This is a genomic window from Allopusillimonas soli, from assembly GCF_004153445.1.
In the GTDB taxonomy this organism is placed as follows: Bacteria; Pseudomonadota; Gammaproteobacteria; order Burkholderiales; family Burkholderiaceae_B; genus Allopusillimonas; species Allopusillimonas soli.
This window is the reverse complement of record NZ_SDQC01000003.1, coordinates 171747-192216: the sequence shown is the minus strand read 5'-3', so window position 1 is coordinate 192216 and position 20470 is coordinate 171747. Positions and strand designations below refer to the sequence as shown.

Here is a 20470-nt window from a genome sequence, read left to right as displayed (position 1 = left end):
CGGATTCGGCTAGACCAGCACGCGCTCTATGCCGCCTGCGTTGGCGGCCTTCACGTACTCGGGCATCCAGTTCTCCCCGAGCACATGACGCGCCATTTCCACCACGATGTAGTCCGCGTCCATGCCCGTGTCCGAAGAATACCGCGACAGGCCCTGCAGACAGGAAGGACAGGACGTCAGCATCTTGACTTCGCCGGTGTAGCCGTCCGCGCGCAACGCGGCCTGGTTTTTCCCGAGCTCCTCTTCCTTGCGGAAGCGCACCTGCGTCGAGATATCGGGGCGCGAAACGGCCAGCGTGCCCGATTCGCCGCAGCAGCGGTCGGTCTTGATGGTGCCGTCGCCCACCAGCGCCCGCACCGTCTTCATCGGATCCTGCAGCTTCATCGGCGTGTGGCAAGGGTCATGATACATATACCGTACGCCTTGCACGCCTTCAAGATGCATGCCTTTTTCCAGCAGAAACTCATGGATGTCTATCAAGCGGCAGCCAGGGAAGATTTTTTCGAACTCGTAGCCGGCCAGTTGGTCGTAACAGGTTCCGCAACTGACCACCACCGTCTTGATGTCCAGGTAGTTCAGGGTTGTGGCCATGCGATGGAACAGTACCCGGTTGTCGGTGATGATCTTCTCGGCCTTGTCCGTCATGCCGTTGCCGCGCTGCGGGTATCCACAGCACAGATATCCGGGCGGCAGCACGGTTTGCACGCCCACATGCCACAGCATGGCCTGCGTGGCCAGACCAACCTGCGAAAACAGGCGCTCGGATCCGCAGCCGGGAAAATAGAACACGGCCTCGGTTTCGGCCGATGTGGCCGCAGGGTTCCGGATGATGGGCACGTAGCTCGGATCCTCGATGTCCAGCAGCTTGCGCGCGGTCTGCTTGGGCAGGCCGCCTGGCATCTTCCTGTTCACGAAGTGGATGACCTGCTCGCGTATCGGCGCCTTGCCCAGCGTAGCGGGCGGATGGTCGGCCTGCTTGCGTGAAGGCAGGGCCAGCACATCGTGCGCGAGGCGCTGGGCCTTGTAGCCCACTTCGATCATGGCGGTGCGGGTCGCCTTGATAACCCGCGGATCCTTGGCATTCAGGAAGAACATGGCGGCATTTGTGCCCGGATTGAAGGACTTCTTGCCCATGCGCCGCAGCAGCGCACGCATTTCCATGGATACGTCGCCGAAGTCGATATCAACCGGACAGGGGTTGTAGCACTTGTGGCACAGCGTGCAGTGGTCACCCACATCCTCGAACTCTTCCCAGTGCTTCAGGCTGACTCCGCGCCGCGTCTGCTCCTCATAGAGAAATGCCTCGATCAGCAGCGATGTGGCGAGTATCTTGTTGCGCGGCGAATAGAGAAGGTTGGCGCGCGGGACATGCGTGGCGCAGACCGGCTTGCATTTGCCGCAGCGCAGGCAGTCCTTGATGGCATTGGAAATGGAGCCGATCTCGCTGCGCTGCATGATCAGCGATTCATGGCCGAGCAGGTTGAAGCTGGGCGTCCATGCGTGGCGCAGATCCGCCCCGGGCAGCAGCTTGCCGGCATTGAACCGGCCCTCTGGGTCGATGCGCTGCTTGTACGCCTGGAAGGGCGCCAGTTCCTCCTGTGTCAGGAATTCGTATTTGGTCAGGCCTATGCCGTGTTCGCCGGAGATCACGCCATCCAGGTCGCGTGCGATCTGCATGATGCGGGCCACGGCGGCATTTGCCTCGCGGAGCATTTCGTAGTCGTCGGAGTTGACCGGAATATTGGTATGCACGTTGCCGTCGCCGGCATGCATGTGCAGCGCCACGAACACGCGGCTTTTCAGCACGCGGTCATGCACCGCCTGAATGCCTGCCAGGACGGCCGCATGGTCGGCGCCCGCGAAGCAGCTTTCCATGCGCGCGCGCAGCTCTGTTTTCCAGGAAATGCGTATGGTGTGGTCTTGCACGGCTTCCAGAACCGTGGTGCGGGGCGCGTCCGCCAGGCGCTCGGAAAGTGCCGGAAGCAGTTCATCCAGCCCCAGTGCCCTTAACGTGTCGAGTGAAGCGGCCAGTGGCTGGTCCAGGTTGTCCAGCAGCCATGTCCAGCGCGCGCGCACCGCCAGCACGACGCAAAGTGCATCCTGGCGGCGTACGGCCAGAATTTCCTCGCGCGTATGTTCCGCGTCTTCGAGGTCCTCGACCTTGCCGATGGGCAGGTCCCCGGAAAGGTAGGTTTCGAGTTCGTCGAGGAAGCGCAGCTTGTTGCGCGTGGACAGCTCGATATTGATGCGTTCGATGGCATCGGTGTATTCGCCCATGCGCGCCAGGGGAATCACCACGTCCTCATTGATTTTGAAGGCATTGGTATGACGTGCGATCGCTGCGGTGCGCGCGCGGTCCAGCCAGAACTTCTTGCGCGCCTCCGCGCTGACCGCCACAAAGCCTTCGCCATGGCGGGAGTTGGCGATGCGCACGACTTCGCTGGCGGCCGCGGCCACCGCGTCGGCGTCGTCGCCAACGATATCGCCGATGAGTACCATCTTGGGCAAGCCGCCGCGCTTGCTTTTGGTGGCGTAGCCGACGGCGCGCAGATAGCGCTCATCCAGATGCTCGAGTCCGGCGAGAATGGCACCGCGCTCGCGTCCGGGGCCGTCGAGATAGTTCTTGACCTCGACAATGGAGGGAACGGCATTGCGCGCATGGCCGAAGAACTCCATACAGACTGTACGCGTGTGCGGGGGCATGCGATGCAGCACCCAGCGCGCCGCAGTGATCAGCCCGTCGCATCCTTCTTTCTGCACGCCAGGCAGGCCGGCCAGAAACTTGTCGGTGACATCCTTGCCCAGCCCCACCTTGCGAAAACGGCTGCCCTCTATAACCAGTGTTTCCGAGCGTATCGGCAGATCTCCTGGCGCGCCTCGTCCGTCGGACCATTTAAGTTCGAAGCGCGCCTGGTCGACGTCGTGAATCTTGCCCATGTTGTGGTCCAGGCGCGTGACATCAAGCCAGTTGCCTTGTGGGTCGACCATGCGCCACCAGGCGAGATTGTCCAGTGCTGTGCCCCAGAGTACGGCCTTTTTGCCGCCTGCATTCATGGCGACATTGCCGCCCACGCAGGACGCGTCGGCCGAGGTGGGATCGACGGCGAATACATGGCCGGCCGCCTCGGCGGCCTCGGCCACGCGACGGGTTACCACGCCTGCGCCGGTGAGAATGGTATGGACCGGCTCGTCCAGCCCCGGTAGCTGCGTCGCCTCGACGGGGCCAATGGCGTCCAGTTTCTCCGTGTTGATGACCACCGATCGCGCCGACAATGGGATCGCACCGCCTGTATAACCGGTGCCGCCGCCGCGCGGAATGATGGTCAGGCCCAGCGCTACACAGGCTCGCACCAGCGCGGCCATCTCGTTTTCGTGATCGGGCGTCAGCACCACGAAGGGATACTCAACCCGCCAGTCGGTGGCGTCAGTCACATGCGAGACGCGCGACAGACCGTCGAACTTGATGTTGTCCTTGTGCGTGATGTGCGCGAGCTTGCGCAGGACCTGCTTGCGCATGGCCTGCGTGGATTCGAAGCCCGATTCAAAATCGTGGACGGCGGTGCGCGCAAGGCCGAGCAGCTTTGCCACCTTGGTATCGCGCGCGGCGGCAGTGGCGTCCCGGCGTTGATCTATGGCATTGAGGCGGTGATTGAGCGCCTGGATAAGCAGCCGCCGCCTTTTCGGATTCTCGAGCAGATCGTCCTGCAGATAGGGATTGCGCCGGATGACCCAGATGTCTCCCAGCACCTCGAACAGCATGCGCGCGGAGCGGCCCGTGCGCCGTTCGCCGCGCAGCTCGGACAGCAGCTGCCATGCGTCCTCGCCCAGGAGACGGGAGACTATCTCGCGGTCGGAATAGGACGTGTAGTTGTAGGGGATTTCGCGCAGGCGTGGTGATGACGGGTTGGCCTGGCTGGCGAGCAGATGGCTGGCTAGGGGGGCGTTCATGACCTGAAAAAAAAAGAGGGCCCTTAAAGATATAGTGTAAGGGAAAACGCCAAAACCCATCCAGCCGTTGCCGGCCCGGCCATGTATTAGTGCAGCACTTTCTGGAGGAAGTCTCGTGCGCGATCGGACTGCGGATTGTCAAAAAAATGATCGGCTCCGCCGGTTTCCACGATGGCGCCGCCATCCATGAACACGATCTTGTCGGCCACTTTTCTTGCAAACCCCATCTCATGGGTGACGCAGAGCATGGTCATGCCTTCCTGGGCCAGTTCCACCATGACAGCCAACACTTCATTGATCATCTCCGGATCCAGCGCGGACGTGGGCTCGTCAAAAAGCATGACTTCCGGATCCATGGAGAGGGAGCGGGCGATGGCGACACGCTGCTGCTGGCCGCCGGACAACTGGCTGGGGTACTTGTGCGCATGCGCTTCGAGCCCCACGCGTTCGAGCAGTTCCATGGCTTTTTTGCGTGCCTGGGCGCCATTACGCCGCAGCACCTTTTCCTGGGCAATCGTGAGATTGCGCAGCACCGAGAGGTGCGGAAACAGCTCGAAATGCTGGAATACCATGCCGATCTTTGTACGCAGTTCGGACAGGTTGGTGCCGCCTGCCTGGATGGATCGGCCCTTGAACAGTATGTCGCCCTGCTCGAAATCCTCCAGGCCATTGATGAGCTTGACCAACGTGGACTTGCCGGAGCCCGATGGCCCGCAGAAAACAACGACTTCCCCTGATGCGACCGTCACGGAGCAATTGCGCAGCGCCTGGAATTTGCCATACCACTTTGATACGTCTTTCAGTTCAATCATGTTGCGTCCTTTGCTGAACCATTTTGACCGCCGCGCTCAAGGTGGAGCAGATGGCCCAATACACCAGGCCGGCGAACAGCAGCATCTGCACCAGCGTGCCGTCCCGCTCGCCTATGCTGACGGCATTGCGGAAGAAGTCGCCCAGTGCTATCACATAGACCAGGGAGGTGTCTTGAAAGATTACGATGCATTGCGTCAGCAGGATGGGCAGCATCGCCTTGAATGCCTGCGGCAGAATGATGTAGCGCATGGTCTGGTAGGGCGTCATACCCAGGGAGCGCGCCGCATGGAACTGGCCGCGCGACAGACCGAGTATGCCCGCACGGATGATCTCCGCGAAGAATGCGCCCTCCAGCATCGAGAAGGCCACCATGGCCGACACCAGGCGGATGTCCACCGTGGGCGACAGGTCGAAAACCGCTTTCAGCACCTGGGGGACGATCAGGAAGAACCAGAGCAGCAGCATCACCAGCGGTATGGACCGGAACAGCGATACGTAGGCGTGGGAGAACGTATTCAGGAGCTTGATCCGGGACACGGCGCACACGGCCAGCAGCGTGCCCCAGGCCATGCCGCAGGCGATGGCCACCAAAGTGACCTTGAGCGTGATCCAGGCGCCGGCCGCAAGGATCTGGCGGGCGTCGATCAGCGACTGCCAGTCGAATTCGAGCATGTCAGTTCTCCATCAGGCCGGGAACGCTGTGGCGCCGCCGCACCCAGTTCATGAATCGAAGGATCAGGAAGTTCATGAAAACGTAGGCCAGCGTTACCAGGATGAAGGATTCATAAGGCTGCGCGGTAAAGTCCACGAGCTGTTGCGCCTGGCGGCTCAGTTCAAGCAATCCTATGGTCGAGGCCACCGCCGAGTTCTTGGAGATGATCAGGAATTCCGATGTCAGCGGCGGCATCACGTGCCTGAAAACCTGCGGCAGGATGATATGGCGGTAGCTTTGCGAAAGAGAAAAACCCATGGCGAGCGCCGCATTCTTTTGTCCGCGGGGCAGCGCCAGTATCCCTGCGCGCAATTGTTCGCAGATGCGCGAACCGGTATAGACGCCCAGGGCGCATACCGAGACGACGAAGAACTGCACGGAGGGCTGTATGCCTTTGATCCAGTTTCCCGCGGCGGTTGGCAGTATTTCAGGAACGACGAAGTACCAGATGAAGAACTGAACAATCAGCGGGATGTTGCGGAATATCGAGACATAGGCCGTACCCAGCATCCTGCCGGCGCGGTTAGGCCAGGTGCGCAGGATGCCGAAGAAGGTTCCAATAGCCAAGGCAAGCATCCATGCGCATACGGTAAGCCCGAAGGTCACGAAGAATCCGTGGATGATCCAGTCGAGATAGTTTGCGCTTTCGCCCGTGGCAACTGGTTGAAGCAGGACGGCCCAGTTCCAGTTGTAGTTCATCAGGTGCTCCGTCCGGTCCGCGAACCGGCAACTTGCGTTGCGGACCGTGTAATTCCCGCGTCAGGGAGTGATCTTGTCATTGGGGTGTGCAAACAAGGCCTTCATGCTGTCCGACATCGGGAAATCCAGGTTCAACTGCTTAGGCGGAATCGGATTCATGAACCATTTGTTGTAGATTTTCGCGGCCTCGCCGGATGTTTCCGCCTTGGCGATGACATCATCAAGCAAGGCTTTCATGGCGGTATCGCCCTTGCGGACCATGCAGCCGTAGGTTTCGAATGATTGCGGCGTTCCCGTAATGACGTAGTCTTTGGGGTTTCGGGTCTTTGCGCGCTCTCCAGCCAGCAGGGCGTCGTCCATCATCATGGCCTGCGCCCGTCCCGTGGACAGCGTCAGGAAGGATTCACTGTGATCCTTGGCGCTGATGACGTTCATGTCCATATTCTTTTCGGCATTCATTCTGCGCAAAAGAATCTCGGAGGTCGTGCCAGCGCCGACCACGACATTCTTGCCTTTCAGATCATTGAAGTCCTTGATTCCGGAGTCCTTCTTGGTGAGCAGGCGGGTGCCTATGATGAAAAAGCTGTTGGTGAAGTCCACCTGCTTCTCTCGCGAGGCATTGTGGGTTGTCGTATTGCATTCGAAGTCTATGGTGCCATTCTGCAGCAGGGAAATGCGGTTTTGCGATGTAATCGGCAGTTTGCGAACATGCAGGTCCGGTAAATTCAACGCTTGCTTGATTCGCTCAAGAATAAGATTCGTGATGTCCACGGAATAACCGATGGGCTGTTTGGCGTCGTTGTAGTAGGAGAACGGAATGGAAGCTTCGCGAAAGCCCACCACCACGACGCCCGCATCCTTGATCTTCTTGAGTGTGCCGCTCAGTTCGGCCGCTGCCGACGGGCCTGTTGCGGCGCCGGCCAGCATACCCGCCAACAGCAGCGCGCTGCTCAAATTTTTCCAGCATTGCTTGAGTGAGTTCTTCATGGTTGTCTCCGTTCATTGTTCAAGCCAGGATTATTAGTCCTGATCGACCAGGGAAGTCACGTCGATGACATACATCTGACGTTCGTGCTCGTGCACCGAATCGATGCACACCAATTTGCCGTCCCTGCTCCAGCGAGGATGCAGGTCGCAGCGGTTTTCCTTGCGAAGCGTGGGGTCGGTATAGAACCGCCCGATGTCGTAGCGCACATCTTCGCGTACATCGTAGAGAATGAGCGTGCGCTGATTGCTTTCAGGATCGGGGTAGGTATCAGTGAGAAGCCAACGCTTGTCGACGGGGGAGTACGTCATATGGCCGTTTTCCGTCAATGCGTCCGGGCCGATGACCTGCGCCCGCACAGGTTCGCTGTCGTGGTACAGGTGATAGTGGATGCTGCCGCGGTGCGGGCCCCAGACGATGATGTGTCGATCGTCCCGCCACAAGGGGTGTGAGATCTGATACTCCGATTTTTCATAATCGTAGGTGCCCACGGCCGACGGATCGAAGCCCTCGGCCAGTTGCGGCAGGGGATGGTCGGAGCACTCGAGCAGCCGCATATCGCCGCCGTCTGGATCCATGGTGATGAGCCGGTGCAGAAAGCATGTTTCGTCTTCGACGCGTTCCGTCCAGCGGTGCAGGAAGAGAATACGGTTCGACGAAGGGTTGATTTCTATGTGGCTTACCCAGTGTATGGCTTTGTCCATGGATGCGCGGTGATGAAAGCGCCGCAGATCCGCATAGCTGACAAGCAGGCGGGTTGTGCCAGTCGCCAGGTCGAGATGGTGAATGCCGTCGTCGCCCGGGCACAGCGGCATGTTGCTGCGCTTGCCACCTTCTTCACAGTAGCCGATGGTTTCGTGGGTAATGAAAAGACGGCTGTAGTCCACTGCCAGGGCATACTTGCCGTTCGGCGCTGCAACATAGACCGGCGTGTCCAGATACCGTGTTTGTCCGGTATGCACATCGTGGATGGCGCTGCCGAAGCCAGGATACAGGCCGTCGGTACGGTCTGTTCGGACGTTGTAGATGAATTGCAGGCCCGGCGCGCCGTCCAGCCATTGCAGTTGGCAGCCCATCTGCCAGTTCCAGGCGGTTGTCACGCCGCAGGACGTGAAGCAGTCGCCATTTTCAGGGTCGAAATAGCCGACTTCCATTTGCAGGTCGGGCCGCAGGTCGGCGTTCATGACGGGAACGCGATTGGCAAGAATGTACCGGTCATGCCTGTCCCACACGGTTTTATCGTAATACCCGAAGAAGTGATGCAGTTCATCCTTTCCCAGTCTGCGGATCGGGCAGTGATGCAATACCGGGCTGCGGTCGACGGTAGTCATGGCGTTTTGCGGGGTGTTGAGCGCGCTGGCGCAGTAATGGGGAAAACGGCGGGCCCAGGCCAGTCTTCCTGGCACGGACTGCCTTTGCTGTGAATGATTATAGGAATCGGTGCCAATGCGCGATAATTCTTTTTTATTCGGTATCTATTCAATTCCGACATACTGTGACCCATGACCCGTCCATTGAATTTCCAGCAGATACAGGCCTTCAGGGCCGTCATGGAAACCGGCACCACGACGAGAGCCGCCCTGGCCCTGAATACGACCCAGCCATCCATCAGCCGGCGCCTGGCCGAACTGCGCAGCGCGACCGGGCTGGACCTTTTTGACCTGTACAACGGCCGCCTGAGGCCGACACGCGAGGGCCGCCAGTTGTACCAGTCGGTACGCAAACATTTCGAAGGCCTGGAAAAAATCGAGTCCGCGGTGCAGATTCTGCGCAAGTCGGGCACGGGCGTATTGCGCATAGGCAGCACGCCGACACTTGGCGCCGGCCTGCTGCCCGATGCGATCAGCCGCTTCATGCAGATGAATCCCAGCGTCTATGTGAATTTGCAGACGCTGGGCACACATCAGCTTGTCGATTATCTGCGGCAGGATCTGATCGATTTCGCCCTGACGACGGGCACGATCGCACAAAGCGATATAGTCACATCACGGTTGCTGAGGGACGCGGCCGTGTGCGTGGTGCCGCGCGAACATGAGCTTGCCCGGGCGGCCCGGGTGGATATCGGCAGCCTGCATGCGCACCGGCTCATTCTATTGAACGACACCGATGACCTCATCATCGCCATGCGCGCATTGATGCGCGATAGAAAGTATCCCGAAGATATTGTCGTCGAGACCAACTCATCCATCACCATCTGCTCCATGGTCGCGGCGGGCGTTGGCATTGGCATCGTCAATCCTTTTGTGGCGAGCACCTTCTCGGACAGGCTGGTCGTCAAGCCACTGCGCCCGCGCATACGCATAGACGTCACGCTGGCCCAGTCCGTGGCGCTGGCCCCATCGCTGCTGGCCCAGCGCTTTATCGCCTTGCTTCGATCGTCGGTGCCGGCGCGACGCTAGAACATAGGCACGTTTCCAGGAAATAGCCAGAGCAGTGCCGCGGTCATGACGGCATAGCGCAGGAATTTGCCTATTGCCATGTACAGCATGCTTGGCCAGAACGGCAGGCGCAGCCACCCGGCCACCGCGCAGAGCGGGTCGCCCACCACTGGTAGCCACGAAAAGAGCAGCGCGGGCGGGCCCATGCGATGCAGCCAGTAGCCGACGTAGTCATGCCAGCGTCCGCCAACCTTGGTGCGAGGTTTGTAAGGATGCTTTTCGCGCCAGCGTTCATAAGCCTTATCGGCCCCCAGCCCCATGGCGTAGCTGATAGCGCCGCCCACGGTGTTGCCTGCCGTGGCCACGAGCACTGCCGGCCAGAACAACGCGGGGGCAATTTTCACAAGACCGAAGACGGCGGGCTCCGATCCTAGGGGCAGCAGCGTGGCGGACACCACACTGATGATGAATATTGTGCTCAGCCCGTATTGAGGCAGCGCGAGTGCGGCAAGCAGCAGTTGTATGTGGGTGTGGAGCCAGGCTTCCATGGTGTGTACAAGGCAGCGCGGTAGCGCTGCGCACGGCGGAGGATGCCGAATAGTAAACCATGTGCTCGCGCATCCGTACCTCGCGCCGGCCAGGCGCCTGCGCGAGGCGCTGCCAGTCGGTGGTATCCTTTATTTCTTGCGCCCGCGTGGGCGCTCGTTCTTTTCAATTCCTTCTCCAGACCATCCATGTCCAACGACTACCTCAAGCGCATCCTCACTTCCAAGGTCTACGACGTTGCTGTCGAATCACCCCTCGAACTGGCCACTCAGGTTTCAGGGCGTATTGGCAACACGGTCTTTCTCAAGCGCGAAGACACCCAGCCGGTCTTCAGCTTCAAATTGCGCGGCGCCTACAACAAGATGGCGAATCTCAGCCCAGCCGAGCTCAAGCGCGGCGTCATCGCGGCGTCGGCGGGCAATCATGCGCAGGGTGTGGCCCTGGCGGCCAGCCGGCTCGGGACGCGGGCAGTCATTGTCATGCCGACGACCACCCCCCAGGTCAAGATAGATGGCGTCAGGCGATTTGGCGGAGAGGTCGTCCTGGCGGGAGACAGCTTCTCTGATGCGGCTGAGCACGCCCGGCAGCTTGAAAAAAAAGAGAGACTCACCTTCGTTCACCCCTTCGATGACCCGGACGTCATAGCAGGGCAGGGGACGATAGGCATGGAGATACTGCGCCAACACCCCGGGCCCATCGACGCCATCTTTGTGGCCATAGGCGGCGGCGGTCTGATCGCTGGCGTGGCGGCCTATGTGAAGCAGTTGCGTCCGGACATCAAGATCATCGGCGTGCAGACCGAGGATTCCGACGCCATGGTGCGCAGCATCAAGGCGGGTCGGCGCATTACCCTGAACGACGTCGGCCTGTTTTCCGATGGAACGGCGGTCAAGCAGGTGGGGCTGGAAACCTTCAAGCTGGCGCGCGAGTATGTCGACGATTATGTGCTGGTGGACACCGATGCCATCTGCGCCGCCATCAAGGATGTCTTCCAGGACACACGCAGCGTGCTTGAACCCGCCGGCGCCCTGGCTCTGGCCGGCGCCAAGCGGTATGCGGCGCAGCAGAAGTGGAAGGGCAAGACGGTGGTGGCCATCACATGCGGCGCCAACATGAATTTCGATCGCCTTCGGTTCGTTGCGGAGCGCGCCGATGTGGGCGAGGCGCGGGAGGCTGTGTTCGCCTTGACCATTCCTGAAAAAAGAGGCAGTTTTCTGCGATTGTGCGATGCCGTGGGCAATCGCGCCGTGACCGAGTTCAATTACCGCATCTCCGATCCGGAAACAGCGCATGTATTTGTCGGCCTGCAGATCAGCTCTGCGGTCGAGCAGGAGCGGCTGGCCGGCAATTTCCGCAAGAAAGGATTTCCCACGCTTGATCTGAGCGGCAATGAGCTGGCCAAGACGCATCTGCGCTACATGGTGGGAGGGCGTTCCGCGCTGGCCGAGCATGAAATGCTGTTTCGCTTTGAGTTCCCGGAGCGCCCTGGTGCGTTGATCAAGTTTCTGGGCGCCATGAGTCCGGAATGGAACATCAGTCTGTTTCACTACCGCAATCAGGGCGACGACTATGGGCGCATCCTGGTCGGCATTCAGGTGCCCCCCGAGGACAAGAAGGCATTCAAGGCCTTTCTCGACGGTCTGGGCTACCCCTACTGGAATGAAAGCGAAAACCCTGCCTATCAGCTGTTCCTTTAGCGCCGGCCTGGCGGTGGCCGTGGACGCGGCCAGGGCTCAGGTGGTGGCCGTGCGCAGCAAATCGTGAAACCCGCCCAGTTCCTGATCCAGGCGGGCGAATGCTTGTTCGCGCCGCACGTCCTCGGATTGTGCTTCCTCCAGCGAAATCTCGCGGAATCGCAGCGTGTCACCTGGCAGGCCTTGCGCGACCTGAGGCACGTCAATGGCCGCCACATGCGCGATCTTCGGATAGCCGCCCGTTGACTGGCGATCGGCCATCAGAATGATGGGATTGCCGTCTGCTGGCACCTGAATGCTGCCAAAGCTTGTGGGCTCCGACAGCAACTGGGCAGGCTCGTGCATGCTCAGCCTGGGACCCTGCAGGCGATAGCCCATGCGCTCCGAATGGGGGCTTATCCGGAATGGCGTGGACAGCAACGTTTTCAGCGACTGTTCCGTGAACAGGGGCGTATGGTGGCTGCGCAGCAGTCTCAGGGTTTCCCGGGATGCGAATCCCACGATGGCGGGCAGGTAGATGCGCATGTCGTTCAGTGTCCGGGCCAGGGAATCCAGCCCGCCTTCAGGAAGTGCCGACAGCAAGGGGATGACATCTCCCTTGCGTAGCGCACGTCCATGCAAGCCGCCGAAGCCGCCTCCCAGGAATGTGCTGCGGCTGCCCATGACAGGTGGCAGATCATAGCCGCCATGGACCGCGAGGTAGGCCCGCGCGCCGGCCTGTCGGACACCGAAAGACAGGATGTCGCCCTTGCGAATGATCAACGGCCGGTTATTGGGTATTGGCTCGCCGTTGATGGCGGGTGAGAGCAGCGCCCCGGCCAGTGCCATGCAGGCCGGCGTCTCGAAGCGTAACACGGGCCCCGTCAATGTGATTTCCAGCGTGGCCTCTTGGGCGGCGTTGCCGGCAAGGGCATTGGCCAGCCTGTGGGCCCGCGTGTCCATGGCGCCGCTGACGGGTATGCCCAGGTGTTGGGCGCCGTGCCGGCCCATGTCCTGGAAGGATGACAGCATGCCCGGCTTGATTACCGTGATGGTCATGAGGACTCCCTGGGTGCCGGGCCTTTGTCGTGTGCCTTGCCGGCGGCCATCGACGCATATTGCGCCGCCGAGATCGGCACAAAGCGCACGTTGTCTCCAGGTGCCAGCAGGGTAGCAGGCTCGCGGCCAGGATCGAACAGGATGGATGGTGTGGCGCCGATGATGTGCCATCCGCCCGGGGAGGCGTTCGGATAGATCATGGTCTGTCGATTGGCGATGGCCACGGAGCCAGCCGGCAGCCGCGTGCGGGGTGTTTCGCGGCGGCCTATGGCCAGGCGCGCGTCATGAACGCCGATGTAGGGCGCTCCCGGCGCGAAGCCCAGCATAAACACGTAGGCGGCGGGTTCGCTGTGCAGGCGTATCACGGTTTCCGCATCCAGCCCGCAATGGCTGGCCACGTATTCGAGATCGGGGCCGTGTTCGCCGCCATAGCACACGGGGATTTCTACCAGCCTTCCCGCGGCTCGGGCGTTCTCGCCAGAGGTGCCGTGCTCGCCGTCTTGCGCCGCGGCTTCGCGCAGCACGCCATCGATGTGGCTGGCCATGCTGGACAGCTGTGTCTGTGGCGGGCGCGGTTCGAAATGCACCGCCACGCAGTTGAATGCGGGCACGACATCGGTGACTCCCGCAATGGCGGCGCGGCGCAGTGCCTGGGCGGCCATCGCGCAGCGCCGTCCGACGGCGACGTCGATGCCTTGGCCGAAGACAGCCAGGATACAGCGGTCGCCGTGGGGAATGATGGACCAGGTGGCGGCATCTGTGTGCAAGCCCGGCATGCCTGCGATCCTCCGAATTGTTCATTGCCTGGGGCCGCGCGCACTGCCGCGTGTCTCGCCCCTGCGGGGATTTAATTCTAAAGGCTAAAGGCGATCCCTGCTATGTCGCGCGGCTGGTGCGCGAAGGGGGAAAAACCAGAGAGAAAATGCTGCCGGCGCCGAAACGGCTCTGGATCTGCAATTCAGCATGGTGCCGCATGGCCACATGCTTGGTGATGGCCAGCCCAAGGCCAGTGCCGCCAGTGGCGCGGGAGCGGCCCCGGTCGACGCGGTAGAAGCGTTCGGTAAGGCGGGGGATGTCCTGGCTGGCGATCCCGATACCGGTGTCCTGCACCGAATAACAGGCGTGGCCGTCTTCGGTCGCATACCAACTGACGGTGATAGTGCCGTCCCGCGGGGTATAGCGTATGGCATTGGTCAGCAGGTTGGACACCGCGGAGGCCAGTTCGGTTTCCACCCCTTCGACGCAGAGGCCGTCATCGATGTTCTCGACAAATACATGCTGGTCGCCGGATAGCACGCGGCCCTGCTGCAGCGCTGTGCGCACGACCTGCCCCATTTGCACGAGGCCGCCCTCGGCGGTCGGCGACGACTCGAGCGTGGACAGGGTGAGCAGGTCCGCCACGATGGCCTGCATGCGCTGCGCCTGCTCCATCATCAGGCCATGGTAACGCTGCTTCTGTTCGTCGCTGAGCGAGCCCGGCGGCATGTCGGCGAGTGTTTCCAGAAAACCCGACAGCACGGTAAGCGGCGTGCGCAATTCATGCGATACGTTGGCGACGAAATCCTTGCGTGTAGTTTCCAGCTTCTCGACCTGCGTTACGTCGCGCGTCACAATCAAGTACTGGCCAACCCCGTAGCGTGTGAGCTGGATAAGCAGCGTCTTGTCCTGGCCATCGGTGTTGATATGCAGGATCAGCGCCGTCGGCCACTCGGTCTGGCGTGCATAACGGGCGAACTCGGGTGCGCGCAAAATATTGAAGATGCTGTGTCCCCGATCAGATTCGGGATTCAGGCCGGCATGTTCGCTGGCCGTCTGGTTGCACCAGGTGAGCTGCATGGACTCATTTAGGGTGATTGCGCCGTCCGGCAGCGCCTGCGCGGCCATCATGATGCTCTCGACCTGCCGCTCCAGAGCGGCAATGTCGTGCCGGTCGCGCTTGAGCTTGCGATAGATGGGGGCGAGAACATCGTCCCAGGGACCTACGGAGGGGGGCGGCGGCTGCTCGATATCGTCGACCCAGGCCGCAATGCGCGACAGTTGCAAGCCGCTGACGAGAATCATGAGCAGCAAGCCGGCCGCCATAACGGCGAAGCCCGTGGCAGCGCCCAGCCATGCACCGATCAGCCATCCCAGAAATGCCCATGCGGCAACGGAAACGAGAGTCTTGGTCATGAAGCGCGGACTGTATGAATGGAATTGGGGCCTGAGGTCGGGTCTGTCATGTGTTGCGTGGAACGCGCGGCGCTGCGGATGTTCAGCCCGACGGGGAGGCCTTGGCGCTGAAGCGGTAGCCTGCGCCGCGCACCGTCTCGATGTGGTTTTCGTGGCCACTGGGCTCGAGGGCTTTTCTCAGTCGCCGTATATGCACGTCCACAGTCCTTTCTTCCACGAAGACATGATCGCCCCAGACCTGGTCCAGCAATTGCGCCCGGGAAAAAACCCGTTCCGTATGCGTCATGAAAAAGTGTAGCAGGCGGAACTCGGTCGGTCCGACCGTGAGCGCCGCGTCGCCTCCCCGTACCCGGTGGGTGGCCGGATCCAACTCCAGGGTGCCGATGCAGATGAGGTCGTCGGTGAGCTGCGGCGCACGCCGGCGCAGGACGGCCTTGATGCGGGCAATGAGTTCCTTGGGGGAAAACGGCTTGGTGATGTAGTCGTCCGCGCCGGCTTCCAGGCCTTCGACCTTGTCATGCTCGGCGCCCTTGGCCGTCAGCATGATGACCGGCACCTGCCGCGTGCGCTCTTCCGAACGCAGCGTCTTGGCCAGCGTGATGCCCGACGCGCCGGGCAGCATCCAGTCCAGTAGTATCAGGTCTGGCAGCTCGGCGCGAATGAGCGTCTGCGCCTGCTCGGCATCGAAGGCGCGCAGCACCTTGTGGCCCGCGAACGAGAGATTGACGGAGATTAATTCCTGGATGGCCGGTTCGTCTTCCACGACCAGTATGGTTGTACTCATGGGGCTGGGTTGGCGTTGTTGTCCATGGGAAGGATCATATGGCATGATTATTTCAGGTTTGTGACGCTTCCGGGCGCTGTGGGCGGCGGCATGTGTCGAGGCTTAATGGGTTACGATAGATAAACCATGCAAAACACCGATTCTTCCCAGGCAGCAGCCGACGCTTCCTCTGGCGGCAGCCCCCAGTCAGGCACCACGCATTTTGGCTTTTCATCTGTGCCGGAGGCCGAAAAGGCAGGCAGGGTGGCCGAAGTGTTCCATTCCGTGGCTGGCCGCTACGATGTCATGAACGACCTGATGTCGGCCGGGCTGCACCGCGTCTGGAAAGCGTTCACCATTGGCCGCGCTGCCGTACGTCCGGGCATGAAAGTCCTGGACATCGCGGGCGGCACCGGTGATCTGGCGCACGCCTTTGCTCGCCGTGCCGGTCCTTCTGGCGAGGTATGGTTGACAGACATCAATGATTCCATGCTGCGCGTGGGCCGTGACCGGCTCGCAGACAAGGGGATGCTGATGCCGATTGCCGTCTGCGATGCGGAGCGGCTTCCTTTTCCCGACGGCTACTTTGACCGTGTGAGTGTGGCCTTCGGCCTGCGCAACATGACACATAAAGACCGCGCCCTGGCGGAGATGCGCCGCGTGCTCAAGCCCGGCGGCAAGTTGCTGGTGCTGGAGTTCTCCCGCATCGCCGCGCCCCTGGCGCCCGCCTACGACTGGTATTCCTTCAATGTGCTGCCCTGGCTGGGGCGCAAGGTGGCCGGCGACGAGGCCAGTTATCGCTATCTTGCCGAGTCCATACGCATGCATCCGGACCAGGCCACCCTGGCGGGCATGATGGAGCAGGCGGGTTTGGCCCGCGTGCGATATTTCAATCTGAACGCGGGCTTGGTGGCGCTGCACGAAGGTGTCAATCTAGGCTAGCGCAAAGTCGTCGTTGCCGCGGAACTTTTTTCCATGCGCGCGATCCTACTTTGTGCTAACGTTCAGCTTCCAGTAAGGAAATAGTTTCCAGGCTGCCTCCGTGGCGGTCTCTTTCCCATATCCATAAGTCGGCGCGCGGTTATCGCGCGCTCGCACAGGAGTACTACATGACCTTTCGCGGTTCAAGACTGCTTGCCATGTTTGTCCTGGCCATTTCGGCCGGAGCCATGCTGTCCGCATCGTTCGACGCCGAGGCGCGCCGCATGGGCGGCGGCAAGAGCTTCGGGCGCCAGTCCAGCAATGTCACGCAACAGAGACAGGCTGCCACGCCGCCCTCCGCTGCGTCCACTACCACTCGCAGCAGTGCCGCAGCGGGCGGGGCAGCGGCTTCCACGGCGGGCAAAAGCGGCATGTCCCGCTTTCTGGGGCCCATCGCCGGCATCGCGGCGGGCCTCGGCATCGCCGCGCTTCTGTCCAGCCTCGGGCTATCAGGCGCCTTCCTAGAGTTCATGTCCAGCCTGATACTCATCGGCCTACTGGCATTTGGCATCCTGTTCATTTTCCGCAAGCTGCGCGGGGCCGGGTCTCCCATGCAGCAGGCGACCCAGGGGGCGGGGCGTGGCGGCCATGGCATGTTGCGCCAGGAGCAACAGGCTCAAGCCGACAAGCCGGCGTGGCCCGGTGCGCATCACCAGTCCGCTTCCGCAACGGCGGTACCTGACGCGGTTCCCGCGCCGCCGGTGGACAAGTCATGGTTTATTCCAGGCGATTTCGATACCGCCGCTTTTCTGGCCAATGCCAAGAGGCAGTTCATTGAGATCCAGTCTGTCTGGGATGCAGGTGATCTTGATCGCCTGCGCGAATATCTCACCGACGATCTCATGGCGGAGGTCAAGCCCGAGGTCGTGCGGCGGGCCGGCGCAAACACCACCGAGGTTGTCCTGCTGAATGCAGAACTGCTGGGCATAGAGTCTGTCTCTGGCGGGCATCTGGCCAGCGTGCGCTATTCGGGCATGCTGCGCGAGGACCCCGGTGCCGAGGCGTTCCGGTTCGAGGAGGTCTGGAATCTGTTCAAGGCCGATGGCGCAGGCTGGCTGCTGGCCGGCATCCAGCAAATTCCCTTGGATCAGGCAGGCTGACCGATTACCGCCCGCGGGCGCTGTTGAAGCCCCCCGGGCGACGCAGGCATCGTCGGCACTACGCATGGATGGCGCTCCTCGGGGGCGCCATTCTTTATTTGCCAAAGCGCAGGGCGGTCTTTTATTTACCAGGCGGGTGCCTGGGGTCGGCCGTGCGCCAGCGCCTGCCCAAAGGTGGCCCAGCCGGATCGGGCCAGGCTTTTCGCGCGGCTCCCTAAAACCGGTAAACTTGAGTTCCTGCTTTCCCAGATGCACATTTCGACGGCGTTGCCCCGCCAGCCCCGATACATGTTTTCTCTGCCCACGCCTCCAGGCCTCGCCACGCTCTACCTCGGCCCGCTCAATGCCTTGTTGAGGCGTGAGCCGTGGGCACGTGATCGCCTCGCCTCCCATGCGGGGAAATGTGTGCGCTTTGTCGCTGGGCCGCTGCGCATCAATCTGACCATACAGTCGGACGGGCTGGCTGGCGACTGCGACGATGCCGTGGCACCCGACGTTACGCTTACGTTGCCGCGGGACAGCCTGCACAGCCTGCCTGGTCTATTGCGCCAGCATGACCACGAGGCCTTGGCCGGTCTCATACGCCTGGAGGGGGATGCTGGCCTGGCCCAAGTTGTATCCGATCTCGCACGCATGCTGCGCTGGGATGCAGAGGATGACCTGGCCCGGCTGGTGGGCGACGTGCCTGCCGCCCGCATCATGGCGGGCGGGCGGCGTTTCACGCACGGCGTGCGCCAGGCCGGCGAGCGCCTGGCGGGCAATATATCGGAATATCTGGTCGAGGAAAGCGCCATGCTGACCAGCCGGACGGCATACGATGCCTGGTCGCAAGGCGTGCACGACATTCAGGCCCGGCTCGACCTTCTCGATGCGCGCTTGGCGCGGCTGGGTCCTCGAGGCCGGCAAAAAGAGGCGTCCAGCGCTGCCAGGCAAGCGCGGGCGTCGGACGGGCAGCCCGGCGGGCGCGCTGGTGAGGGTCAAAGGTAGCCATGTTCACCTTCTTCCGACTGCTCCGTATTGTTTTCGTTGCATTGCGCTACCGTTTGGACGAGCTGGTGCTTTCAGGCATCAAGCACCCGCTCGCCTACAGCCTGCTGCGCGTAGTCCGTTTTGGACGCGCGCCTCGCACACCGCGCGGCGTGCGCCTGCGTCTTGCCCTGGAGTCGCTGGGTCCCATATTCGTCAAATTTGGCCAAGTGCTTTCCACGCGCCGCGACTTGATACCGTTGGATATTGCGCTGGAGCTGGCCTTGCTCCAGGACCGGGTGCCACCCTTTCCCTCCGAGCAGGCGGCCGACTGCATAGAGGCAGCGCTGGGCGCATCTCCGCACACGCTCTTCAAGCATTTTGAAACTGATCCGGTGGCGTCGGCGTCCATCGCCCAGGTGCACTTTGCCGTCTTGCACGATGGGCGCGAAGTAGCCGTCAAGGTATTGCGCCCGGGCATGCGCGACATTATTGAGAAAGATCTTGCCCTGTTGGCGGTATTGGCGCGGCTGGTCGAACGCCTGGCAGCCGATGGCCGGCGCCTGAAGCCGCGACAGGTCGTGGCGGAGTTTGACAACTATCTGCACGATGAGCTCGACCTGATTCGGGAGGCGTCCAATTGCAGCCAGTTGCGGCGCAACTTTTCGGCGGAACACGGACGGGAACACCTTTTGATGGTGCCCGAGGTCGTCTGGGAATTCTGCGCCACCACGGTTTTCACCATGGAGCGCATGTATGGCATACCGGTAAGCCGCATCGACGAGCTGAAGGCGGCCGGGATAGATACCCACGAGCTGGGCCGGCGCGGTGTTGAAATATTCTTCATGCAGGTATTTTCCGACGGCTTCTTCCATGCCGACATGCACCCGGGCAATATTTTCGTGTCCGATCGTCCGGAGACGCTGGGCCGATACATTGCGCTGGATTTCGGCATCGTGGGCTCCCTGTCCGAGTTCGACAAAAACTATCTGGCCCAGAATTTTCTGGCATTCTTCCGACGCGACTACCACCGGGTGGCGCAATTGCACATCGAGTCGGGGTGGGTGCCGGCCACCACGCGCGAAGAAGAGCTCGAGGGGGCGGTGCGGGCCGTCTGCGAACCGTATTTCGACCGTCCCCTGTCCGAGATTTCCCTGGGACAGGTGCTGCTGCGGCTGTTCCAGACCTCGCGTCGCTTCAATGTTGAAATTCAGCCGCAGCTGGTCCTGCTGCAAAAAACGCTGCTCAATGTGGAAGGTATGGGCCGGGAGCTGGATCCGGGGCTCGATCTCTGGAAAACAGCCAAGCCGTATCTGGAAAACTGGATGCGCGAAAGAGTGGGGTTGGCGGGGCTGCGCAAGCAGCTCGACAAGGAGGCTGCCCAGTGGTCGCAATTGTTGCCCCAGATCCCACGCCTGGTACATGCGCACCTGAGCAAACCCGTCGTGCCGCATGAGTTAAACTCTCAAATGGAGCGTCTGCTGCGCACTCAGGAACACACTAATCGCGTGCTTATGGCATTGTGTGCAATTCTGGCTGTGGGCATAGGCGTGGCCATATGGGCCCTCACTAGAATATGAAGCCCAGTGCGCCCGGCTCCGGACGGCTCGCCGCATTGCGTCCAATCCTGAAATAATCCTGTTAACTGGCTCAGCCAGAATGTCGGGAGGCGCTT

17 protein-coding genes are annotated in these 20470 nt (G+C 61.4%); 6 read left to right on the top strand and 11 right to left on the bottom strand.

Annotated elements, in window-relative coordinates:
• Window positions 1-9: 9 nt before the first annotated feature.
• The 6 genes from ERD78_RS10690 to ERD78_RS10665 all read right to left on the bottom strand — a co-directional run bounded on the left by ERD78_RS10690 (window position 10) and on the right by ERD78_RS10665 (window position 8488).
• Window positions 10-3948: a DUF3683 domain-containing protein gene (locus tag ERD78_RS10690; RefSeq protein ID WP_129969292.1), complete on the bottom strand. Its 3939-nt coding sequence runs from the start codon at window positions 3946-3948 to the stop codon at window positions 10-12.
• Window positions 3949-4034: 86 nt separating this feature from the next.
• A complete protein-coding gene (locus ERD78_RS10685; protein WP_129969291.1) occupies window positions 4035-4760 on the bottom strand; it encodes an amino acid ABC transporter ATP-binding protein in 726 nt (241 codons plus the stop codon).
• The gene (locus tag ERD78_RS10680; protein ID WP_129969290.1) at window positions 4753-5433 is read right to left on the bottom strand and encodes an ABC transporter permease subunit; all 681 of its coding nucleotides are present in this window, start codon (window positions 5431-5433) and stop codon (window positions 4753-4755) included. The genes ERD78_RS10685 and ERD78_RS10680 overlap by 8 nt, the downstream gene beginning before the upstream one ends.
• Before the next feature lies 1 nt (window position 5434).
• Window positions 5435-6172 (bottom strand): amino acid ABC transporter permease, encoded by a 738-nt coding sequence (locus ERD78_RS10675; protein ID WP_129969289.1) that lies wholly within the window; start codon window positions 6170-6172, stop codon window positions 5435-5437.
• Window positions 6173-6232: 60 nt separating this feature from the next.
• Window positions 6233-7159 (bottom strand): glutamate/aspartate ABC transporter substrate-binding protein, encoded by a 927-nt coding sequence (locus ERD78_RS10670; protein ID WP_129969288.1) that lies wholly within the window; start codon window positions 7157-7159, stop codon window positions 6233-6235.
• Window positions 7160-7192: 33 nt separating this feature from the next.
• Window positions 7193-8488: a hypothetical protein gene (locus ERD78_RS10665; protein WP_129969287.1), complete on the bottom strand. Its 1296-nt coding sequence runs from the start codon at window positions 8486-8488 to the stop codon at window positions 7193-7195.
• Window positions 8489-8659: 171 nt separating this feature from the next.
• Here ERD78_RS10665 and ERD78_RS10660 point away from each other — a divergent pair, with 171 nt between their 5' ends.
• Complete coding sequence (locus tag ERD78_RS10660) at window positions 8660-9556, top strand: LysR family transcriptional regulator (protein ID WP_129969286.1); 897 nt, start codon at window positions 8660-8662, stop codon at window positions 9554-9556.
• Here the strand turns inward: ERD78_RS10660 and ERD78_RS10655 are convergent.
• Complete coding sequence (locus ERD78_RS10655) at window positions 9553-10083, bottom strand: YqaA family protein (protein ID WP_129969285.1); 531 nt, start codon at window positions 10081-10083, stop codon at window positions 9553-9555. The genes ERD78_RS10660 and ERD78_RS10655 overlap by 4 nt on opposite strands.
• A gap of 186 nt (window positions 10084-10269) precedes the next feature.
• Here ERD78_RS10655 and ilvA point away from each other — a divergent pair, with 186 nt between their 5' ends.
• Window positions 10270-11778 (top strand): threonine ammonia-lyase, biosynthetic, encoded by a 1509-nt coding sequence (gene ilvA, locus ERD78_RS10650; protein ID WP_129969284.1) that lies wholly within the window; start codon window positions 10270-10272, stop codon window positions 11776-11778.
• A gap of 36 nt (window positions 11779-11814) precedes the next feature.
• Here the strand turns inward: ilvA and ERD78_RS10645 are convergent, their stop codons facing one another.
• The 4 genes from ERD78_RS10645 to phoB form a co-directional block, all read right to left on the bottom strand.
• On the bottom strand, window positions 11815-12813 hold the full coding sequence (locus ERD78_RS10645) for a 5-oxoprolinase subunit C family protein (protein ID WP_129969283.1): 999 nt from the start codon (window positions 12811-12813) through the stop codon (window positions 11815-11817).
• Window positions 12810-13589, bottom strand: coding sequence for a 5-oxoprolinase subunit PxpB (pxpB, locus tag ERD78_RS10640; RefSeq protein ID WP_129969282.1), 780 nt, complete (start codon window positions 13587-13589; stop codon window positions 12810-12812). The genes ERD78_RS10645 and pxpB overlap by 4 nt, the downstream gene beginning before the upstream one ends.
• Window positions 13590-13689: 100 nt before the next feature.
• A complete protein-coding gene (gene phoR / locus ERD78_RS10635) occupies window positions 13690-14985 on the bottom strand; it encodes a phosphate regulon sensor histidine kinase PhoR (RefSeq protein ID WP_129969281.1) in 1296 nt (431 codons plus the stop codon).
• Between the two features lie 82 nt (window positions 14986-15067).
• Window positions 15068-15769: a phosphate regulon transcriptional regulator PhoB gene (gene phoB, locus ERD78_RS10630; protein ID WP_129969690.1), complete on the bottom strand. Its 702-nt coding sequence runs from the start codon at window positions 15767-15769 to the stop codon at window positions 15068-15070.
• 126 nt (window positions 15770-15895) lie between these two features.
• Here phoB and ubiE point away from each other — a divergent pair, with 126 nt between their 5' ends.
• From ubiE to ubiB, 4 genes are all read left to right on the top strand, one after another.
• Complete coding sequence (ubiE, locus tag ERD78_RS10625; protein ID WP_129969280.1) at window positions 15896-16690, top strand: bifunctional demethylmenaquinone methyltransferase/2-methoxy-6-polyprenyl-1,4-benzoquinol methylase UbiE; 795 nt, start codon at window positions 15896-15898, stop codon at window positions 16688-16690.
• Between the two features lie 167 nt (window positions 16691-16857).
• Window positions 16858-17829: a Tim44 domain-containing protein gene (locus ERD78_RS10620; RefSeq protein WP_129969279.1), complete on the top strand. Its 972-nt coding sequence runs from the start codon at window positions 16858-16860 to the stop codon at window positions 17827-17829.
• A gap of 288 nt (window positions 17830-18117) precedes the next feature.
• Window positions 18118-18816: a ubiquinone biosynthesis accessory factor UbiJ gene (locus tag ERD78_RS10615; protein ID WP_129969278.1), complete on the top strand. Its 699-nt coding sequence runs from the start codon at window positions 18118-18120 to the stop codon at window positions 18814-18816.
• 2 nt (window positions 18817-18818) lie between these two features.
• A complete protein-coding gene (gene ubiB, locus ERD78_RS10610; RefSeq protein ID WP_129969277.1) occupies window positions 18819-20375 on the top strand; it encodes a ubiquinone biosynthesis regulatory protein kinase UbiB in 1557 nt (518 codons plus the stop codon).
• Window positions 20376-20470 lie beyond the last annotated feature (95 nt).